Origin of the sequence: Thioalkalivibrio sp. ALJ24, assembly GCF_000377785.1 — a bacterium.
In the GTDB taxonomy this organism is placed as follows: Bacteria; Pseudomonadota; Gammaproteobacteria; order Ectothiorhodospirales; family Ectothiorhodospiraceae; genus Thioalkalivibrio.
The window spans coordinates 425,663-446,082 of the sequence record NZ_KB898724.1 but is presented as its reverse complement, the minus strand read 5'-3'; the positions used below and the strand labels follow the sequence as shown (position 1 = coordinate 446,082).

The following is a 20,420-nucleotide window of genomic DNA, read 5'->3' as shown; positions in this document are numbered from 1 at the left end:
TCAGGAACCCATTCGTATGTTATACCGTTCGACCCTGTTACCCGCCCTGCTCGCGGCAGGTGCCCTGCTGCTGAGCCCGGCCGCCAACGCTGACGACAACGGCTCCATTTCCGTGACCGACGACACGGACCGGGAAGTCCGGCTGGACACCCCGGCCGAGCGGATCGTGAGTCTGGCGCCGCACATCACGGAGGTGTTGTTCGCGATCGGTGCCGGCGACCGCGTGATCGGCGCGACCGATCACAGTGACTACCCCGAGGAAGCCTCGAACATCCCGCGCATCGGTGGCTACACCAGCCTCGATCTGGAACGCATCCTCGCCAAGGAGCCTGACCTGGTAGTGGCCTGGGACAGCGGCAACTCGCGCTCGCACGTCGAGCGCCTGCGCGAACTGGGCCTGACCGTCTACACCTCCGAACCACGCGGGTTCGACGGCGTGGCTTCCAGCATGGAGCGCATGGCGAAACTGGCCGGAACGGGCGATCAGGGCCGCGCCGAGGCGGAACGCTTTCTCGACGAAATCGAGGCGCTGCGCCAGAAATACGCGGATCGCGAGCCGGTCCCGCTGTTCTATCAGGTCTGGGACCAACCGCTGATGACGGTGAACGACGATCACCTGATCGCCGAGGCCATCGCGGTCTGTGGCGGCGAAAACGTGTTCGGCCATCTTGACCGCCTGGTGCCGCGCATGGACCGCGAAGCGGTGATCGAGGCCGACCCCGAGGTCATCATCGGTGGCGGCATGGGCGAGGACGACCCTACGTGGGTCGAGGACTGGCGCCAGTGGGACAACATGCTCGCGGTGCGCCGCGACAACCTGTTTTTCCTGCCGCCGTCGCTGCTGCAGCGCCACACCCCGCGCATCGCCGAGGGCACCGCCATGATGTGCGAGGAACTGCAGAACGCCCGCGACCGGCGCCCCGATTCGCCGTAATCCCCCGTGACCCGTTCCTTCCTGCTGGCGGCGGGCGTGCTGTTGCCCGCCTCGCTGCTTTCGCTGGTGGTGGCGCTGGCCTGGGGCAGCGTCGCCATCCCGCTCGGTGAGCTCCCGCGGGTGCTCACCGGCGAGGCCTCGGCGCTGCACGCCACCCTGATCACCGAATTGCGCCTGCCGCGCGCGCTGGCCGCGTTCGCCGCGGGCGGGCTGCTGGGCGTGGCCGGCGCGCTGATGCAGGTGCTGCTGCGCAACCCGCTGGCCGACCCCTACGTACTGGGCCTCTCGGGCGGCGCCTCGGTGGGCGCGCTGCTGGCGATGCTCGCCGGGCTGTCGATGTTCTCGGTGTCGGCGGCCGCGTTTGCCGGTGCCATGCTGTCCACGCTCATCGTGTTCGGCCTGGCACATGGCACCGGATCCTGGACCGCCACCCGCCTGCTCCTGACCGGCGTGGTGGTGGCCGCCGGCTGGGGGGCGCTGATCAGTTTCCTGCTGGCGGTGAGCCCCACCGAGGAGCTGCCCGGCATGCTCTACTGGTTGATGGGCGACGTCTCGCATGCCCGCCATCCGGGCCCGGCGTGGGGCGTGCTGGTGTTCGTGGTCCTGGCGGCCCTGCCGCTGGGCCGCACCCTCAACGTGCTCGCACGCGGCCCGATGCAGGCCGCTTCGTTGGGCGTGTCGGTGCGGCCGGTGGAATGGTCGATCTACATCGCCGCTTCGCTGATCACCGCCACCGCGGTCACCCAGGTGGGCGCGGTGGGCTTCGTCGGACTGATCGTGCCGCACATGCTGCGTCTGGTGTTCGGCAACGACCAGCGGGTCATCCTGCCCGCCTCGGCGCTGGCCGGCGGGATTCTGCTGACCCTGGCCGATACCCTCGCGCGCACCATCATCGCCCCGGAGCAGTTGCCGGTCGGCGTGATCACCGCGATGCTTGGCGTGCCGGTGTTCCTGTTCCTGCTGTACCGGAGCCGCTGAGATGAGCCCCGCCGACGCACACGCCGATGTCTCCGCCGCGGCCCTCAGCGTGCACGAGGCCCCCACCGCCGACACCCTGCTCGCCACCCGCGACCTGGTGATCGACATCCCCGAACGGGCCGACTCCTCGCCGCTGCACCTGACCGTGAACCCCGGCCAGTGCTGGGGCATCCTCGGGCCCAATGGCGCCGGCAAGAGCACGCTGCTGCACACTCTCGCCCGCTTGCGCCCCCCGCGCGCCGGCGGGATCGAACTGACCGGGCAGCCCCTGGGCAGCCTGTCCCGGCCGGATCTGGCACGGCGCCTGGGTCTGGTGTTCCAGAACCACCACGACGGCTTCCCCGCCACCGTCCTCGAAACCGCGCTGATCGGCCGCCACCCGTACCTGCGCCCCTGGGACATCGAGACCCGCGAGGACGTCGATGCCGCCCGTGCCGCGCTGGCCACCGTGGATCTCGACGGCATCGAGGGCCGGCAGGTGGATACCCTCTCCGGCGGCGAACGCCAGCGCCTGGCGCTCGCAACCGTACTGACCCAGGACCCGCAGGTCCTGCTGCTGGACGAACCCACCAGCCAGCTCGACCTGCACCATCAGGTCAGCGTGCTGCAGCGCGTGCGCGGCATCGCCGCCGGCGAACGCCGCGCCGCGGTGATGGCCCTGCACGACGTGAACCTGGCCGCCCGCTTCTGCGACCATCTCCTGCTGATGTTCCCCGACGGCGGCGCCTGCTGGGGCCCGACCCGCACCATGCTCGTGCCCGCCGCGCTGGAACGCCTGTACAATCAGGCGCTCAGCGTCGGCGAGGTGGACGGCCATCCGGTATTCCTGCCCAGAGTGGAGTAGCCCCATGGAGTTCCATCGCATCCTGACCGGCACCACCGATCCCGCCACCCTGCAGCAAAGCCTGACCGTCCCGGCGCTGCCGACGGCCTGCGAACTGGTCGACAACCTGGTCGAAGATCAGGGGGCCGACCAGGGCGTCATCTATTGCCTGTGGGGCGAGTTCCGCGTGAACCGCGAGCTCATCCACGGCGGCGTGCGCTTCAGCCTGCCGGAATGTCCCAACGGCGTAGCCTGGACCGTCACCACAGGCCACCCGCCCGACGAATCGGCCGTCGTGCTGCACCTGACCATGCATCGGCGTGAACACGAGCCCGACTTCATCGAGAGCCTTGAGGCCTTTGCCGACGCCTGGCAGCTCCCCTGAACAGGCCCGACGGGCCCCGCCGCGCCTCCCTGTGCACGATGCAATTTTCTTTTCGTTTTGCGGTCGGTATCGTGCAGACTTGATGCGAAGGAGAACGCCATGACACCCACGCCACCGGACAGCATCCGACACACGCACCCGACCCAGGACGGCGTGGGTGTGAAGATCCGTCGTATCCATGACTTCGGCGGCGGCCTCGATCCGTTCCTGATGCTGGACGAGCTGAAGACCGCCCCGGGCGACGAGGACGTGGGCAGCTTCCCCGATCACCCGCATCGCGGCTTCGAAACCCTCACCTACCTGGTGCGCGGCGGCGTCAGCCACCAGGACTCCATGGCCAACGAGGGGCATGTCGAGGCCGGTGGCGCACAGTGGATGAGCGCCGGCCGCGGCATGATCCATTCCGAAACCCTGCGCCCGGGCCCCGAGGGCCTGCACGGCTTCCAGGTCTGGGTGAACCTCCCCGCCGGGCGCAAGATGGACCCGCCGCGCTACCGCGACGTGGGCGCCGACGTGATGCGCCACCTGCCGGAAGAAGACGCCCCGCTGGACTTCAAGGCCGTGGCCGGGTCCTGGCAGACCAGCGCCGGCGACACCGAGGGACCGCTGGGCCAGATCGGCGAAGGCGCCGGCATGGCGGATCTCACCCTGCCGGCCGGCTACCGCCTGTCACTGGCCGTACAGCTGGACGAGCGTGTGCTGGGCTACGTCTTCGAAGGCGAACTCACCGGCCTGAAAACCGGCGAACTGGGCGTATGGCACGGCCACACCATGATCCACCTGATCGCGCGCCAGGACAGCCGCGTGCTGCTGTTCAAGGGCCGCCCGCTGGAGGAACCCATCGCCCACTACGGCCCGTTCGTGATGAACACCGACACCGAGATCCAGCAGGCCATCTCCGACTACCAGTCCGGCCGCCTCGCCGCCCGCCCCGCCAGCATCGACTGACACCGGGGCGAGGCGCCCGACCGCCCTCCCGACTCCACCGGGGTCACGCGTACATCAACCCGCCGCGAGGTTCCGGCACCGGAAGGTACCGCACCACAACACCCCGCGACGCGAGCCTACCCGCACGCGTCGCGTTCCCAGTTCATGCAGCGGCGTACGGCTTCCTTCCAGCCGTGGTACTGCCGGTCGCGGGTGGCGGCGTCCATCCGTGGCTCGAACACGCGTTCGATGCGACTGAATGCACGCAGATCGTCGCGAGTCCACAGGCCCGTGGCGAGTCCGGCGAGGCCGGCGGCGCCCAGCGCGGTGCTTTCGGTGATGGCCGGGCGTTCCACGCGTACCCCCAGCTGGTCGGCCTGGAACTGGACCATCAGCTCGTTGGCCACCGCGCCGCCGTCCACGCGCAGGGTCTTGAGCGCCAGGCCGGAATCGGCCTGCATGGCCTCGATCACGTCGCGCGTCTGGTAGGCCAGTGCGTCCAGGGTGGCGCGGGTCACATGCTCCTTGCGCGTGCCCCGGGTCAGGCCGAAGATCGCCCCGCGCGCATGCGGATCCCAGTACGGCGCCCCCAGCCCGGCGAAGGCCGGCACCACGTAGACGCCGCCGGCGTCCTCGACCCGGCTCGCGAAATACTCCGAGTCCGCGGCCGTATCGATCAGGTGCATCTCGTCGCGCAGCCACTGCACGGCGGCCCCGGCGATGAAGATGGAGCCCTCCAGGGCGTATTCCACCTGGCCGTCCAGTCCCCAGGCGATGGTGGTCAGCAGGCCGTGTTCCGAGGTCACCGGGCGGGTGCCGGTATTCATCAGCAGGAAGCAGCCGGTGCCGTAGGTGTTCTTGGCCATGCCCGGCTCGAAACAGGCCTGGCCGAACAGCGCCGCGTGCTGGTCCCCGGCCATGCCGGCCACCGGCACCCGCGCGCCGCCAAACATCTCGGCCCCGGTGTGGCCCAGGACCTCGCTGGAGGAGACCACCTCGGGCAGCATCGCGCGCGGGATGTCCAGCGCGTCCAGCAGGGTGTCATCCCACTGCAGGCGGTGGATGTCGAACAGCATGGTGCGCGAGGCGTTGGTCACGTCGGTGACATGGCGCTCGCCGCGCGTCAGGTTCCACACCAGCCAGCTGTCCATGGTGCCGAACAGCAGATCGCCGTTGCGGGCCTTCTCGCGCGCGCCGTCCACGTGGTCGAGGATCCAGCGGATCTTGGTGCCGGAGAAATAGGCGTCCGGCAGCAGCCCGGTGGTCGCGCGGATATGGCCCTCCAGGCCCTCGTCGCGCAGGCGGTCGCAAAGGTCCGCGGTGCGCCGGTCCTGCCACACGATGGCCGGATGGATCGGCCGGCCGCTGTGACGATCCCACACCAGCGTGGTCTCGCGCTGGTTGGTGATGCCGATGGCCGCCAGCTGCGCGGGCTTGATGCCATTGCGCTCCAGCGCCTCGCGCGCCACGCCGATCTGGGTGCCCCAGATCTCCATCGCGTCGTGCTCCACCCAGCCGGAGTGCGGGTAGGACTGGGCGAACTCCTTCTGCGCCACCCCGGCGATGCCGCCCTCCTGGTCGAACAGGATCGCCCGGCAGCTGGTGGTGCCCTGATCCAGGGCGAGGATGTATCCGTTGGCCATGTTCTCCTCCCGCTTGATCCCACTCACCCCAATTTCAGGCGAGCGCGTCCGCATCCGCAAACTGCAGCGCCGCCAGCCGCGCATACAGCCCGCCCTGCGCCATCAGTTCGGCGTGCGTGCCCTCGCCCACCACGAGTCCGCCGTCGAGCACCACGATGCGGTCCGCCGACTGCACGGTGGCCAGCCGGTGGGCGATGGTCAGTACCGTGCAGCGACCGCGCACCCCGGCCAGCGCCGCCTGCACCTCGCGTTCGCTTTCGGCGTCCAGCGCGCTGGTGGCCTCGTCCAGCAGCAGCACGGCCGGCTCACGCAGCAGGGCGCGGGCCAGCGCCAGGCGCGCCCGCTGGCCGCCGGACAGACGCACGCCGCGCTCGCCCAGCGCGGTGTCCCAGCCCTCCGGCAGCGCCTCGATGAACCCCCGCGCATGCGCCGCCTCGGCGGCCGCCTCCAGCGCCGCGTCGGATGCGTCCGGCACGCCGTAGGCCACGTTCTCGCGCACGGTTCCGGAGAACAGCACCGGCTCCTGCGGCACCACCGCGATGTGCCGGCGCAGTTCATCCGGCCGCAGGCGGCGCAGGTCGTGCCCGTCGAACAGAACGCGTCCGGCGTCCGGGTCGTGAAAGCGCAGCAGCAGCCGGAACAGGGTGGACTTGCCGGAACCCGAGGGCCCCACCAGCGCGACCGATTCACCCGGGCGCACATGCAGCGAGACCCCGTCCAGCGCCGGCGGATGCGGGCGTGTGGGATAGGCGAAGACCACGCCCTCCAGTGCGATCTCGCCGCGCACCGGTTCCGTCAGGTCTTCGGGGTGCCGTGGCCAGGGCGGGCCGGAACGGACCTCCGCGAGCTCCAGCAGGCGCTCCGCGGCCCCGGCCGCCCGCAGCAGTTCGTTGGTCACCTCGCTGAGCGCGGCGATCGACCCCGCCACCAGGGCCGCATAGAACAGGAACGCGGCCAGCTCGCCCGGGGTCATCACCCCGTCCAGCACGCGGTGGCCACCGATCCACAGGACACCGGCGATCAGGCCGAACATCAAGAGCATCACCGCGGCGGCCAGCAGTGCGCCGGTGGCGGCCCGGCGCGTGGCCATGCCGAAAGCGGCTTCCACCGCCGAGGCATGCCGGCCGCGTTCGGCGTCTTCCTGGCCGTGGGCCTGTACCGTCTCGATCGCGTACAGGGTCTCGTCGGTGCGCGCGCCCACGTCCGCGACCCGGTCCTGGGTCCGGCGCGACAGCCGCCGCACCCGCCGGCCGAGCAGCCACACCGGCACGGCCACCGCCGGCAGGCCGGCCACCAGCAGGGCCGCCAGCGGCGGGCTGGACAGGAACATCAGGACCAGCCCGCCAATGATCAGTAGCAGGTTGCGCGCGGCAATGGTCAGGGTCGTGCCGACCACGGTCTGGATCAGCGTCGCGTCGGCCGTCAGGCGCGAGATCACCTCGCCGGTGCGGGTCTGCTCGAAAAACGCCGGATCGAGCCGGATCACGTTGGCGAACACCGCACGGCGCAGGTCCGCCACCACCCGTTCCCCGAGCCACGTCACCAGATAGATACGCGCACCCACGCCGATGGCCATCACCGTCACCACCACCAGCAGCAGCACCAGCGCACGGTTGAGCCCGGAGGGGTCCTCGGGGCCCAGACCGGCGTCCACCAGCAGGCGCAGCACGCCGCCAAAGGCCAGGATCGCCCCCGAACCCACCAGCAGCGCCACCAGTCCGAACACGATGCGCCGCCGGTACGGCCGCAGAAACGCAAGCAGCGGCATCAGGACACGCAGGTTGCGGGCCGCGGGGCGCGGGGTTTCGGCGTCGTCCCAGTTCACGGGCACGGGCGATGTCCGCAGGGTAAGGATACGGATGTGCGACCGCCGCGGGCCGTCCGGGAGAACGGCAGGCTCATGCGTCGTGTTCGACCAGTTCGATGGTGTTGCCGTCCGGATCGCGGACGAACGCGGCCGCTCGTCCGGAGCGACTGCGCTGTGCCGGGAACCCGGCCGTCTCGAGGCGGGCCAGCAGCGCCTCCAGCCCCTCCACGATCAGGGCCAGGTGACGGTCGCGACCACCGGCCACTCCACGCTCCACGGGATCCGGGTTCGGAACGGCCAGCAGATGCAGGGCACGCCCGTCACCCAGATCGAACCAGTAACCGGGAAACTCGAGGTCGGGCCGCGGCAGCGGCGTCAGTCCGAGCAGATCGGCGTAGAACCCGCGCGCGCCTTCCGGATCGGACACCACCACGCTCACGTGGTGCACCCCGCGCACCACGCCGTCACTCATGCGGCCTCGCCGTCCCCCGGCGGCTGCAGCAGCACCACCGCCTGCGCGGCGATGCCCTCCTCGCGGCCGGTATAGCCGAGGCGTTCCGTAGTGGTCGCCTTCACGTTCACCGCGTCTCCCGGCAACCCGGTATCCGCGGCGATATTGGCGCACATGTGTTCGACATGCGGCCCCATGCGCGGGCGCTGGGCGATGATGGTGGCGTCGACGTTGACCGGCACCCAGCCCGCCTCGCGCACCCGCCGCAGGGTCTCCTCCAGCAGCTCGCGGCTGTCGGCGCCGGAAAACTGCGGGTCGCTGTCGGGAAAGTGGCGGCCGATGTCACCCAGGCCGGCCGCCCCCAGCAGCGCGTCGCACAGGGCGTGCAGCAGCACGTCGCCGTCGGAATGGGCACGGATCCCGTAATCGAACGGGATCCGCACGCCGCCGACCACCACATGGTCTCCGGCCTCGAAGGCATGGACATCGAATCCCTGACCTACCCGCATCGCCGCCATCACCGGTACCCCCCGTCGAGTCGTCCCTGTTCCAGCAAGTATAGACGGGCGAGTTCGAGGTCTTCGGCGCGGGTGATCTTGATGTTCATGGGCGAGCCTTCGATCAGCCGGGGGCGCAGCCCCGCCCATTCGATCGCGCTGGCCTCGTCGGTGACCGCGTGCCCGGCCGCGCGTGCCCGCGTGTTGGCGTCGCTCAGGGTGCCCAGACGAAACATCTGCGGGGTCAGGGCGCGCCAGACGCGCTCGCGATCCAGGGTGGACTCCACCCGCTGTTCGCCATCCGCCCACTTGATGGTGTCGCTCACGGGTGCGCCCAGGATCCCGCCCACCGGATCCTCCCGCAGTTCGCGCAGCATGCGATCGAGGTCATCCGGCGGCAGACAGGGGCGCGCGGCATCGTGCACCAGCACCCAGTCTTCGGGAGCGGCTCGCTCGTGCAGGAAATCCAGGCCGTTCTGCACCGAATCGGCGCGTTCCTCGCCGCCGGCCACGCGAAACAGGCGGCCGCCGGCCAGCGGCAGATCCAGGGCGTCGGGGTCCACGTCCGGCCCCAGCACCAGGATCACGCCACGGATGCGCGGGTGTTCGAGGAATATCGACAGGGTATGGGCCAGTACGCTGCGCGGGCCCAGGGTGAGGAACTGCTTGGGACGGTCGGTGCCCATACGGCGGCCGATCCCGGCCGCCGGGATCAGCGCCCAGAAGACGCCCGAATCTTCGGGGGCGCCGGCTTCACTCATCGAACGGGTCCTCCTCGCTCGCTGCGTCTTGTTCGTCCAGCTCGGGGGCCAGGGCGCCCGAATCCGCCTCGGGGTCGGCTGCGTCCTCCGCAGGTTCCGATTCGGGAATCAGCTCCGGCAGATCGTCCGGCACCTCGTCGTCCTCGTCCACAATGAAGAAAAAGGTCTCGTCCTCGCGGATCATGCCCAGATCCCGCCGCGCGCGCTCCTCCACCGCAGCCAGACCCTCCTGCAGATCACGAACCTCGGCCTGCAGCGCCTCATTGCGCTGGAGCAGCCGTTCATTCTCCGCTTCCTGCCGGGCCATCTCCGCGCGCATCTCGCGCACATCAAGCCAGCCACCCTCGCCGAACCACAGCGGCCATTGCAGCGCCAGGACCAGCGCCAGCAGGCCGCCGGGCAGCAGCCAGCGCATCGCTCAGGCCTCCCGCCGGGACAAGCCGGCTGCCGCCGCGCTCAGCGCCGGATCCGGAAGGCATCCATGCCCGGGAAACGGGCGCGCGTACCGAGGTGTTCCTCGATCCGCATCAGCTGGTTGTACTTGGCCACGCGGTCGGAGCGCGACAGCGAACCGGTCTTGATCTGCCCGGCGCCGGTGGCGACCGCCAGATCGGCGATGGTCACGTCCTCGGTCTCGCCCGAACGATGCGAGATCACCGAGGTATAGCCGGCCTCGCGCGCCATCTCGATCGCCTGCAGGGTCTCGGTCACCGTGCCGATCTGGTTCAGCTTGATCAGGATGGAGTTGGCCACGCCGCGATCGATGCCCTCGCGCAGGATCTGCGTGTTGGTCACGAAAAGGTCGTCGCCCACCAGCTGCACGCGCTCGCCCAGACGCTCGGTCAGGATCTTCCAGCCCTCCCAGTCGTCCTCGGCCAGCGCATCCTCGATGCTGAGGATGGGGTACTGATCGACCCAGTGCGCGAGGTAGTCGCAGAACTGTTCGGCATCGAAGGATTTGCCTTCCGAATCCAGGTGATAACGGCCGTCGCGATAGAACTCGGAGGCGGCGCAGTCCAGGCCCAGCCAGATGTCACGCCCCGCCTTGAACCCGGCCTGATGGATCGCCTCGAGGATGATCTCCACCGCCGCGGCATTGGACTCCAGGTTGGGTGCAAAACCGCCCTCGTCGCCCACGCCGGTGCCCAGACCGCGCTGGTTCAGCACCTTCTTCAGCGCGTGGAACACCTCGGCCCCATAGCGCACCGCCTCGCGCACGCTGGGCGCGCCGACCGGCAGGATCATGAACTCCTGCATGTCGACACTGTTATCGGCATGTTCGCCGCCGTTCACGATATTCATCATCGGGACCGGCAGCAGGTGCGCATCCGGGCCGCCGACCGTCTCGAACAGCGGGCGCTCGGCATCCGCCGCCCGAGCATGCGCCACGGCCATGGAGACCGCCAGCAGGGCGTTGGCGCCCAGGCGCGACTTGTTCTCGGTCCCGTCCAGCTCCAGCATCCGCTGGTCGACCGCGGTCTGTTCGGCATCCATGCCGCGCAGGGTGTCGCGGATCTCGCCATTCACGTGGCCCACGGCCTTTTCCACACCCTTGCCGCCGTAACGGGCCGCGTCGTCGCGCAGTTCCAGGGCCTCGCGCGCCCCGGTGGAGGCGCCCGACGGGACCGAGGCGCGGCCGGTGGCCCCGGAAGCCAGGACGACATCGGCCTCCACCGTCGGGTTGCCGCGGGAATCGATGATCTCGCGCGCGTGGATCTCGGCAATCTGGGACATGCTCGTATGCTCTCCTTGACTCGTTCGGTTCGGGGCCGGACGCCCCCGGGTCATCCCGGGGTCAGCCCAGGCCGTATTCGGTTTCCGCCAGCGGACGCGACTTGGTCGCCGCATCCAGCGCCTTCAGGGTCTCCAGCAGCTCGCGCATGCGCGGCAAAGGCCAGGCATTGGGTCCGTCGGACAGGGCATTCGCGGGGTCCGGATGGGTCTCCATGAACAGCCCGGAGATCCCGGCCGCCACCGCAGCGCGCGCCAGCACCGGCACATATTCGCGCTGCCCCCCGGAGCTCGCGCCCTGCCCGCCCGGCTGCTGCACCGAGTGGGTGGCGTCGAACACCACCGGGGCGCCGGTACGGCGCATGTCGGCCAGGCCGCGCATGTCGGAGATCAGGGTGTTGTAACCGAAGGACACCCCGCGTTCGCACACCATCACCGACTCGTTACCGGCCTCGCGCGCCTTGTCCACCACGTTGCCCATGTCCCAGGGGGCCATGAACTGACCCTTCTTGATGTTCACCGGGAGCCCCTGACGGGCCACGTTCTGGATGAAATTGGTCTGGCGGCACAGGAATGCCGGGGTCTGCAGCACGTCGACCACCGCGGCGACCTCCGCCAGCGGGGTGTCCTCGTGTACGTCGGTCAGCACCGGCACGCCGATGCGCTCGCGCACCGATTCGAGGATGCGCAGGCCCTCGTCCATGCCCGGCCCGCGATAGCTGCGGGTGGAGGAACGGTTGGCCTTGTCGAAGGACGACTTGTAGACGAACGGGATCTCCAGCTCGCCCGCGAGTTCGGCGAGCTGGCCGGCGGTCTCCTGCGCCAGGGTCTCGGATTCGATCACGCAGGGCCCGGCAATCAGGAACAGCGGCCGGTCCAGCCCCACGGGAAAACCGCACAGATCCATACCGCCTCCTCAGTCGGCCAGCGCCGTGCCCACGTCCGGCGCACGTTCGTTCTGGTAGTCCCGCGCCGCGCGGATGAAGCCCGCAAACAGCGGGTGACCGTCGCGCGGCGTGGAAGTGAACTCGGGATGGAACTGGCAGCCGACAAACCACGGGTGGTCCCCGAGTTCAACGGCCTCCACCAGTTCCCCGGATTCGGACACCCCGGAGATCACCAGCCCGGCCTCTTCCAGCCGCGCGCGATAGGCGTTGTTGAACTCGTAGCGATGCCGGTGACGCTCCTCGATGCAGGACTGGCCGTAGGCGCCGGCGATGCGCGAGCCCTCGCGCAGACGGGCGGCCTGCGCCCCCAGACGCATGGTACCGCCGAGGTCGCTCCCGGCGTCGCGCTGTTCGATGCGGCCCTCGCGGTCCTGCCACTCGGTAATCAGCGCGATCACCGGGTGCGGGGTGGCCGGGGCGAATTCGGTGGAATGCGCGCCGTCCAGACCGGCCACGTGGCGGGCGTACTCGATGACCGCCACCTGCATGCCGAGACAGATCCCCAGATACGGGATGCCCTCCTCGCGCGCATGGCGTACCGCCTCGATCTTGCCCTCGACGCCACGTTCGCCGAAGCCGCCCGGCACCAGGATCGCATCCAGCCCTTCCAGCTCGGCACGCGCCTCGGGGGTATCGCCTTCCAGCTTCTCCGAATCCAGGTAGCGGATGCGCACCCGGGTGCCGACCTCGATGCCCGCGTGGGTCAGGGCCTCGTTGACCGACTTGTACGACTCGGTCAGCTCGACGTACTTGCCGACCATGCCGACGGTGACCTCCGACTCGGGGAATTCCATCGCGTTGACCACGTGCTTCCAGTCGGACAGGTCGGCGACCGGCAGGTCCTCGATGTGCAGCTTGCGCAGCACGATCTCGTCGAGCTTCTGCGAATGCAGCCACAGCGGGATCTTGTAGATGTTGTCCACGTCCACCGCGGAGATGACGGCCTTCTCCTCCACGTTGGTGAACAGCGCCATCTTGCGCCGCTCGCCCTCGGGGATCGCCTGACTGGAGCGGCACAGCAGAATGTCCGGCTGGATGCCGATGGAGCGCAGCTCCTTCACCGAGTGCTGGGTCGGCTTGGTCTTGATCTCCCCGGCGGCTTCGATGAACGGCACCAGGGTCAGGTGCATGAACAGGGCGTTGTCATGCCCCAGCTCCACGCCCATCTGCCGGATCGCCTCGAGGAACGGCAGGGACTCGATGTCCCCCACCGTGCCGCCGATCTCGATCAGCGCGATGTCGGCGCCCTCGGCCCCCTCGCGAATGGAACGCTTGATCTCGTCGGTGATGTGCGGGATCACCTGCACCGTGCCGCCGAGATAGTCTCCGCGGCGTTCCTTGCGGATGACGTTCTCGTAGATCTGGCCGGTGGTGAAGTTGTTGAAGCGCGAGGTGCGGATGCGCACGAAACGCTCGTAGTGCCCCAGGTCGAGGTCGGTCTCGGCGCCGTCGTGGGTGACGAACACCTCGCCGTGCTGGAACGGGCTCATGGTGCCCGGATCCACGTTGATGTAGGGATCCAGCTTCATCAGCGTGACCTTCAGGCCACGCGCCTCGAGGATCGCCCCCAGCGAGGCGGATGCAATACCTTTGCCCAGAGACGAAACTACGCCTCCGGTAATGAAAACGAATCGCGTCATGCGGGAAACCTGGCCGGGACCGACGGGGGTCGAAATGCCCACAAAGGGTACCAGACCCCCCCGTCCCCGCTCAATCGCGCGCCGCGCCCGCGGCGCCGTCTCAGGCCCGCCATGACGGGCCTTGGGGGGATCCGCCGGGCGCCGGGACGAGAACCGGTTTCCGAAGGTGTGACACGGACACTCGCGCTCCCCGCCTGACCGGGCCCGCCCGGTCCGTGGCGGTTCAGTCGTCCCCTTCTGCGTCCATGCCGGCCGCCGACCCGCGCGGCCAGATCACCGCCCGCGGCGTCCCGCCGGGCGGGCGCAGCAACGGGATCCGATCGCGCCGCCAGGGCGGGATCCCCTGCTCCTGCATCAGCGACTTCAGTCGGCGGTGGTGCCCGCCGACCGGTACCCGTTCGCCCCCGCGTCGGAACACCACCTCCACCGCGCCGGCCAGCTGCGGATCGGCGAACGCCGGATGCTCGCGGGTCAGCACGCGGCCATCGGGCAATCGCAGACGGTGCTGCCGCGCCGGCCACGGGATGACCGTCGCGTCCGCCGCCGTTGCGGGGGCTTGGCCGGACATGTCACCGGGCGTATCCCGCCCCTCGGGCGGGTCCAGATACAGGGCATCGCGATAGCGGCGCAGACAGCCCGCCCCCCAGTCCAGACGCGGCTGCCGGTCCGCGCCGGCCTGCAGGGCCTGGCGCAGGAACTCCTCCAGGCGCCGGTGCCCGGGCGGGCGCAGCCCCTGGTCACGGATCCAGTGGCGCAGCAGCGCGCGCCGGCGCGCCGGCTCATGGACGCGGAGCGCCGCCAGAGGCAGATGCCCGCCGGCACCGGTCGCCGCCAGGACCCGCCCGAGTGCAGTCTCGTCGACAGCCGCGACCTCGGCCTGCCAGTGCGCGGCCCGCGCGAGCCCGCCGGTGGCGGCGAACCGGGTGTTCAGACGCGGCAGGATCTCGCGGCGCAGGAAATTGCGGTCGAAGCGCAGATCGGCGTTGGAGGGATCCTCGACCCAGGTCAGACCCGCGGCCCTTGCAGCCAGCGCGGCCTCGCCCACCTCCAGCAGCGGGCGCGCCAGCCAGCCCTCCCCCTCAAAACGCCACGGGGCCATGCCGCGCAGCCCCTGCGGCCCGCTGCCGCGCAGGGCCGCCAGCAGGAAGGTCTCGGCCTGGTCCCCGGCATGATGCGCGGTGACCAGCACCCCGGCGGGTCCCAGACCCTCGCGCAGCAGTGCATAGCGGGCATGCCGCGCCGCGGCCTCCACACCCTCGTCGGCACGGTCGAGATCGCGCACCCGACGGTATTCGAAACGCAGCCCCAGCGAATGCGCCACCGCACGGCAGTGTTCCGCCTGCGCCCCGGCCTGCGCATGCAGGCCGTGATCCACGTGCCAGGCCTCGGGATCGGGAGCATTTGCGGCCCGACAGGCGGCGGTCAGGGCATGCAACAGGACGGTGGAATCGCGCCCGCCGCTGAAGGCCACGCGCAGCGGCCCGCCGGCGGGACATTCCGTGAGGAAACGCCGCAGCGCGACGTCGACGGGATCAGGCGCCGGCTTCCTGGAAGGCACCGTAGTCCATCAGCCGGCGGTAGCGCCGTTCCAGGCGCTTGCCCGGGTCCAGCCGTTCCAGGCCGCCCAGGGTCTCGGTCAGTGCCGTGCGCAGATGTTCGGCCATGGTTTCCGGGTCGCGATGGGCCCCGCCCGACGGCTCCTCGATCACGCGGTCGATCAGGCCCAGCTCCTTCAGGCGCCCGGAAGTGATGCCCAGGGCCTCGGCGGCGTCGGCGGCCTTCTCCGCGCTCTTCCACAGGATGGAGGCACAGCCCTCCGGGGAGATCACCGAGTAGGTCGAGTACTGCAGCATCAGGGTCGCGTCGCCCACGCCGATCGCCAGCGCGCCGCCGGAACCGCCCTCGCCGATCACCGTGGCGATGATCGGGGTGTCCAGCCGCGCCATCACCCGCAGGTTGCGCGCGATCGCCTCGCTCTGGCCGCGCTCCTCGGCCCCCACGCCGGGATAGGCACCCGGGGTGTCGATGAAGGTGAAAACCGGCATGCGGAAGCGCTCGGCCATCTCCATCAGGCGCAGGGCCTTGCGATAGCCCTCCGGGCGCGGCATGCCGAAATTGCGGTGCACCTTTTCGCGGGTCTGGCGCCCCTTCTGGTGGCCGATGATCATCACCGGCCGCCCGTCGAAGCGGGCGATGCCGCCGACGATCGCGGGGTCGTCGGCATAGGCGCGATCGCCGTGCAGCTCCTCGAACTCCTCGAACAGGGCCGGGATGTAGTCCTGCAGGTACGGGCGCCGCGGGTGGCGCGACAGCTGGGCGATCTGCCACGGCGTGAGCTTGGAGAAGATGCTCTCGGTCAGTGACTGGCACTTGTCCTGCAGTCGCTGGACCTCTTCCTGAATATTGACCTCGGTGTCATCCCCCACGTACTGCAGGTCGCGGATGCGGGCCTCCAGCTCGGCGATCGGCTGTTCGAAGTCGAGAAATTCCGGGTTCATGCAAGGTTTCCAGTCAGTCGCGGATTCGGGTCGCGAGTGTAACGAATTGACAGCCCTGCCGCTTTACACCAACGGGCACGGCCGGTCACTGGCGGTACAGCAGCCGGGCCTCGCAGGACGGCCCCAGGGTCTGCTGGATCCCGCGCAGCAGCGATTCGTTGGGCAGAACGCGCCAGTCCTCGGGCACCTTGAGCTCCGCCTCCATGCCGTCGCGGCGGTAGCGCAGGCGCAGCGGGCACCCCGACGGCGCGGCCTCGGCTTCTTCCTGCGCCATCGCTTCGTTCTCCCCGCTGGCCCCGCTGGAACCGTTGCCCCCGGCGCCGTTGCCGGCGCGCGGACGATGTTCCTGCAGCAGGCCGTGCAGCCCCGCGATCTGCTCCGGCCGGACCTCGCGCAGGTCCAGACACAATGCCCGCGCCCACTGCGCCCGCGCCTCGTCGAGGGTCAGGACCCGGCGCGCGCGCATGCGCACCCCGCCGGCGTAGTCGTCCAGGGCCACGGTGCCCTCGGCCACCAGCAGGCTGTCCGGCTCCAGCCGGTCGCGGTACTGGTTGAAGTCGTCGTTGAACAGCACCAGCTCCGCGCGCCCGCTGCGGTCGTCCAGGGTCGCCACGCCCATGCGCCCGCTGTTGGTGTTGCGCACCCGCACACCGACCACCAGCCCGGCAATGCGCACGGTCTCCTGACGCCCGCGCCCGCGATTCTCGCCCTCGTCCGGTCGCTGCTCCAGCTTCGCCTCCAGCTCGGCCAGGCTGGTGCCGGTCAGGCCGCGCAGCTCCTCGCGATAGCGCTCGACCGGGTGCCCGGTGAGATACAGCCCTAGGGTCTCCTTCTCCCCGCGCAGCCGGTCATCGTCCTCCATCTCCGGCTGCGTCTCGCTCTCCGGCACCACCGCAGCCGCCGGGTCGCCGAACAGGTCCACCACGCCGAGGCTGGCGTTGCGTTCGGTCTGTTCCGCCGCGGCCACCGCGGTGGGGATGTCGGCCAGCAGGGTCGCGCGGTTGGCCCCCAGCGAATCCAGCGCACCGGCCCGCACCAGGGTCTCCAGCACCCGCTTGTTGAGCTTGCCCAGATCCACCCGCTGGCACAGGTCCACCAGCCCGTGGAACGGCCCGCCCTCGTTGCGCGCCTTCAGCAGGGTCTCGATCGCGGATTCGCCGACGCCCTTGATCGCCCCGAGGCCGTAGACCACGGTCTGCGTGTCCTGCACGGTGAAGCGGTAATCCGACTGGTTCACGTCCGGCGGCAGCACCGCCAGCTCCATGTTGCGGCATTCCTCGATCAGGCCCACGACCTTGTCGGTGTTGTCCATGTCCGCGGACAGCACCGCCGCCATGAACGGCGCCAGGTAATGGGCCTTGAGCCAGGCGGTCTGGTAGGCCACCAGGGCATAGGCCGCGGAGTGCGACTTGTTGAAGCCGTAGCCGGCGAACTTCTCCACCAGGTCGAAGATGTAGGTCGCGGTGTGCTCCTCCACCCCGCGTTCCACCGCGCCATTGACGAAGATCTCGCGCTGCTTGGCCATCTCCTCGGGCTTCTTCTTGCCCATCGCGCGGCGCAGCAGGTCGGCACCGCCCAGGGTGTAGCCGGCCAGCACCTGGGCGATCTGCATCACCTGCTCCTGGTACAGGATCACGCCGTAGGTCGGCTTGAGCACCGGTTCCAGATCCGGGTGCGGGTATTCCACCTCGGAGCGCCCGTGCTTGCGGTCGATGAAGTCGTCCACCATCCCCGACTGCAGCGGCCCCGGGCGGTACAGCGCCACCAGCGCGATGATGTCCTCGAAGCTGTCCGGCTGCAGGCGACGGATCAGGTCCTTCATGCCACCGGATTCCAGCTGGAACACCGCGGTGGTCTGGTAGGCCTTCAGCAGGCGGAAGGTCGCGGGGTCGTCCAGCGGCACCGCGTCCAGGTCCACCTCGATCTCCGGATCCATGCGCCGCAGGTTCTGCACCGCCCAGTCGATGATGGTCAGCGTGCGCAGCCCGAGGAAGTCGAACTTGACCAGGCCCACCGCCTCGACGTCGTCCTTGTCGAAGTGGGTCACCAGCGAGCCACCGTCGTCTTCGCAGTACAGCGGGGAGAAGTCGGTCAGCGCCGAGGGCGCGATCACCACCCCGCCGGCGTGCTTGCCGGCGTTGCGGGTCAGCCCTTCCAGCTTCATCGCCAGATCGATGATCGCGCGGACCTCCTCGTCCTCGTCGTACTGCGCCTTGAGGTCCTCGCTCTCGGTCAGGGCCTTCTCCAGGGTCATGCCCAGCTCGAACGGGATCAGCTTGGCGATCCGGTCGACGAAGCCGTAGCCGTGCCCCAGCACGCGCCCGACGTCGCGTACCACCGCCTTGGCGGCCATGGTGCCGTGAGTGATGATCTGCGAGACCTTGTCGCGGCCGTAACGCTCGGCGACGTATTCGATCACGTCGTCGCGCTTCTCCATGCAGAAGTCGACGTCGAAGTCGGGCATGGAGACGCGTTCAGGATTGAGAAACCGCTCGAACAGAAGCTCGTAACGCAATGGATCCAGGTCAGTAATGCCCAGCACATAGGCCACCAGCGAGCCGGCACCGGAACCGCGCCCGGGCCCCACCGGGATCCCGTTGTCCTTGGCCCACTGGATGAAGTCGGCCACGATCAGGAAGTAGCCGGGGAAGCCCATCTGGCAGATAACGTCCAGCTCGCGCGTCAGCCGCGCCTCGTAGTCCGCGGTGTCGGCGAACTGGAAGCGTTCCAGACGTGCGCGCAGCCCCTGAGCGGAGATCTCGCGCAGATGCTGCTCCACCGTGCGTCCTTCGGGCACCGGGAACTCCGGCAGCACCGACTCCCCGAGCGTCAGGCGCACGCTGCAGCGCCGGGCGATGGCCACGCTGTTGGCCAGGGCCTCGGGGATGTCCTCGAACAGGGTGGCCATCTCCTGCGGCGTGCGCAGGTACTGCTGCTCGGAGTAGCGCCGCGGCCGGCGCGCGTCGTCCAGGGTGTGACCGTCGTGGATGCAGACCCGCGCCTCGTGGGCCTCGAAGTCCTCGCCGCTGAGAAAACGCACGTCGTTGGTGGCGACCACCGGCAGTCCGTGGCTCTCGGCGGCGCCGATCGCGGCCTCGATCCAGGCCTCCTCGCCCGGCCGCCCGGTGCGCGTGAGCTCCAGATAGAAGCGCCCGGGAAAGCGCTCCAGCCACGGCCGCAGCACGGCCTCGTCCAGAGTCTGAGCCACGCCGCTGCCGCTGACGAACAGCCCGTCGATGGTCCCGGATAGCGCGATCAGCCCCTCCGCCGCGCCACCGTCGAGCCAGGCACAGTCGATCCGCGGCACGCCCTTCTCCTGGCCCTCCTGCCAGGCACGCGAGATCAGGCGGGTCAGGTTGCGGTAGCCGGGGTCGTTCTGCGCCAGCAGGGTCATGCGCGCCGGGGTGCCGTCGGCACGCGCGTCGCGCACCAGCACGTCGGCACCCACGATCGGCTGCACGCCGGCGCCGATCGCGGCCTTGTAGAACTTCACCAGGCCGAACAGGTTGCAGTGGTCGGTGACCGCCACCGCCGGCATCCCGGCCGCGGCCACGCTCTGCACCAGCGGCTTCAGGCGCACCAGGCCGTCGATCAGGGAGTACTCCGAGTGCACCCGCAGATGCACGAACCCCGGATCATGCAGCCCGGCATCGGCGGTTGTGGCGGGGGAGTCGGTCACGCGTGCCCCCGTTCTTCCGCGGTCGGTTCCTCGGCAGACGCCAGTGCGCGCGCCACCGGGCCAAAGCTGCGACGATGCGCGGGACACGGACCGTGGCGTTCCAGGGCCGCACGGTGCGCGGCGGTCGGGTAACCGGCATGGCGGTCGAAGCCGTATGCCGGCCACTGCTCGTGCAGCGCGCGCAGCTCCCGATCCCGCGCCACCTTGGCGATCACTGAGGCGGCACTGATCGCGGCGACGCTGCCATCACCGCCCACCCGTGCCTCCGCGGTCCACGGGCCCTCCGGTGTGAAGCGTCCGTCCACCAGCAGGTGCGTCGGGGCCGGATCCAGGGCCTGCACCGCCCGCTGCATCGCCAGCAGTGTCGCGCGGTGGATGTTCAGGCGGTCGATCTCGGCGGCCTCGGCACGCCCCAGGGCCCACGCCAGGGCACCGTCGCGGATCTGCTCGTCCAGGGCCTCGCGCCGGCGCGCGGTTAGTTTTTTCGAATCCGTCAGGCCCGGGGCGTCGAACTCCTGCGGCAGGATGACGGCCGCGGCCACCACCGGCCCGGCCAGCGGTCCGCGACCCACTTCGTCGACCCCCGCGACCCACTGCGCCCCGCCTGCATTCCCGCTCATCCAGCCGCTCCCGCTTTCCGCGTGCGATCCCCGTCCGGCCGCGCGCCGCACGCCATCCGGGGGATCCGTTACAATGGCGCAGAAATCCTAGCATAGCCC

At 69.9% G+C, this 20,420-nt stretch carries 18 protein-coding genes; 5 read left to right on the top strand and 13 right to left on the bottom strand.

Going from position 1 to position 20,420, the window contains the following annotated elements:
• Window positions 1-16: 16 nt before the first annotated feature.
• The 5 genes from D571_RS0102095 (at window position 17) to D571_RS0102075 (ending at window position 4,068) form a co-directional block, all read left to right on the top strand.
• Window positions 17-934, top strand: coding sequence for a cobalamin-binding protein (locus tag D571_RS0102095; protein WP_018935024.1), 918 nt, complete (start codon window positions 17-19; stop codon window positions 932-934).
• Between the two features lie 6 nt (window positions 935-940).
• A complete protein-coding gene (locus D571_RS0102090) occupies window positions 941-1,912 on the top strand; it encodes an iron ABC transporter permease (protein ID WP_018935023.1) in 972 nt (323 codons plus the stop codon).
• Window position 1,913: 1 nt separating this feature from the next.
• Window positions 1,914-2,756 carry an ABC transporter ATP-binding protein gene (locus D571_RS0102085; protein ID WP_018935022.1) on the top strand — a complete coding sequence of 281 codons (843 nt, stop codon included), beginning with the start codon at window positions 1,914-1,916 and terminating at the stop codon, window positions 2,754-2,756.
• Window positions 2,757-2,760: 4 nt separating this feature from the next.
• Window positions 2,761-3,120 (top strand): hypothetical protein, encoded by a 360-nt coding sequence (locus D571_RS0102080; RefSeq protein ID WP_018935021.1) that lies wholly within the window; start codon window positions 2,761-2,763, stop codon window positions 3,118-3,120.
• A 99-nt stretch (window positions 3,121-3,219) separates the two neighbouring features.
• Window positions 3,220-4,068 carry a pirin family protein gene (locus tag D571_RS0102075; RefSeq protein ID WP_018935020.1) on the top strand — a complete coding sequence of 283 codons (849 nt, stop codon included), beginning with the start codon at window positions 3,220-3,222 and terminating at the stop codon, window positions 4,066-4,068.
• 116 nt (window positions 4,069-4,184) lie between these two features.
• Here D571_RS0102075 and glpK read toward each other — a convergent pair whose 3' ends face one another.
• The 13 genes from glpK to rnhB all read right to left on the bottom strand — a co-directional run bounded on the left by glpK (window position 4,185) and on the right by rnhB (window position 20,321).
• A complete protein-coding gene (gene glpK, locus D571_RS0102070; RefSeq protein WP_026287513.1) occupies window positions 4,185-5,690 on the bottom strand; it encodes a glycerol kinase GlpK in 1,506 nt (501 codons plus the stop codon).
• A gap of 34 nt (window positions 5,691-5,724) precedes the next feature.
• Window positions 5,725-7,515, bottom strand: a complete 1,791-nt coding sequence (locus D571_RS0102065; protein ID WP_026287512.1) for an ABC transporter transmembrane domain-containing protein — start codon at window positions 7,513-7,515, stop codon at window positions 5,725-5,727.
• 73 nt (window positions 7,516-7,588) lie between these two features.
• The gene (locus D571_RS0102060; RefSeq protein ID WP_018935017.1) at window positions 7,589-7,969 is read right to left on the bottom strand and encodes a VOC family protein; all 381 of its coding nucleotides are present in this window, start codon (window positions 7,967-7,969) and stop codon (window positions 7,589-7,591) included.
• On the bottom strand, window positions 7,966-8,466 hold the full coding sequence (gene ispF / locus D571_RS0102055; protein WP_018935016.1) for a 2-C-methyl-D-erythritol 2,4-cyclodiphosphate synthase: 501 nt from the start codon (window positions 8,464-8,466) through the stop codon (window positions 7,966-7,968). The genes D571_RS0102060 and ispF overlap by 4 nt, the downstream gene beginning before the upstream one ends.
• Window positions 8,466-9,206 carry a 2-C-methyl-D-erythritol 4-phosphate cytidylyltransferase gene (gene ispD, locus D571_RS0102050; protein WP_018935015.1) on the bottom strand — a complete coding sequence of 247 codons (741 nt, stop codon included), beginning with the start codon at window positions 9,204-9,206 and terminating at the stop codon, window positions 8,466-8,468. The genes ispF and ispD overlap by 1 nt, the downstream gene beginning before the upstream one ends.
• Window positions 9,199-9,621 carry a cell division protein FtsB gene (ftsB, locus tag D571_RS0102045; protein ID WP_018935014.1) on the bottom strand — a complete coding sequence of 141 codons (423 nt, stop codon included), beginning with the start codon at window positions 9,619-9,621 and terminating at the stop codon, window positions 9,199-9,201. The genes ispD and ftsB overlap by 8 nt, the downstream gene beginning before the upstream one ends.
• A 41-nt stretch (window positions 9,622-9,662) precedes the next feature.
• A complete protein-coding gene (eno, locus tag D571_RS0102040; protein ID WP_018935013.1) occupies window positions 9,663-10,940 on the bottom strand; it encodes a phosphopyruvate hydratase in 1,278 nt (425 codons plus the stop codon).
• 61 nt (window positions 10,941-11,001) lie between these two features.
• Window positions 11,002-11,844 (bottom strand): 3-deoxy-8-phosphooctulonate synthase, encoded by an 843-nt coding sequence (kdsA, locus tag D571_RS0102035; RefSeq protein ID WP_018935012.1) that lies wholly within the window; start codon window positions 11,842-11,844, stop codon window positions 11,002-11,004.
• 9 nt (window positions 11,845-11,853) lie between these two features.
• A complete protein-coding gene (locus tag D571_RS0102030; protein ID WP_026287511.1) occupies window positions 11,854-13,524 on the bottom strand; it encodes a CTP synthase in 1,671 nt (556 codons plus the stop codon).
• 223 nt (window positions 13,525-13,747) lie between these two features.
• Window positions 13,748-15,082, bottom strand: coding sequence for a tRNA lysidine(34) synthetase TilS (tilS, locus tag D571_RS0102025; RefSeq protein ID WP_018935010.1), 1,335 nt, complete (start codon window positions 15,080-15,082; stop codon window positions 13,748-13,750).
• A complete protein-coding gene (locus D571_RS0102020; protein WP_018935009.1) occupies window positions 15,057-16,022 on the bottom strand; it encodes an acetyl-CoA carboxylase carboxyltransferase subunit alpha in 966 nt (321 codons plus the stop codon). Before D571_RS0102020 ends, tilS begins: the two co-directional genes overlap by 26 nt.
• Before the next feature lie 85 nt (window positions 16,023-16,107).
• Window positions 16,108-19,701 carry a DNA polymerase III subunit alpha gene (gene dnaE / locus D571_RS0102015; RefSeq protein ID WP_018935008.1) on the bottom strand — a complete coding sequence of 1,198 codons (3,594 nt, stop codon included), beginning with the start codon at window positions 19,699-19,701 and terminating at the stop codon, window positions 16,108-16,110.
• Complete coding sequence (rnhB, locus tag D571_RS0102010; RefSeq protein WP_018935007.1) at window positions 19,698-20,321, bottom strand: ribonuclease HII; 624 nt, start codon at window positions 20,319-20,321, stop codon at window positions 19,698-19,700. Before rnhB ends, dnaE begins: the two co-directional genes overlap by 4 nt.
• Window positions 20,322-20,420 lie beyond the last annotated feature (99 nt).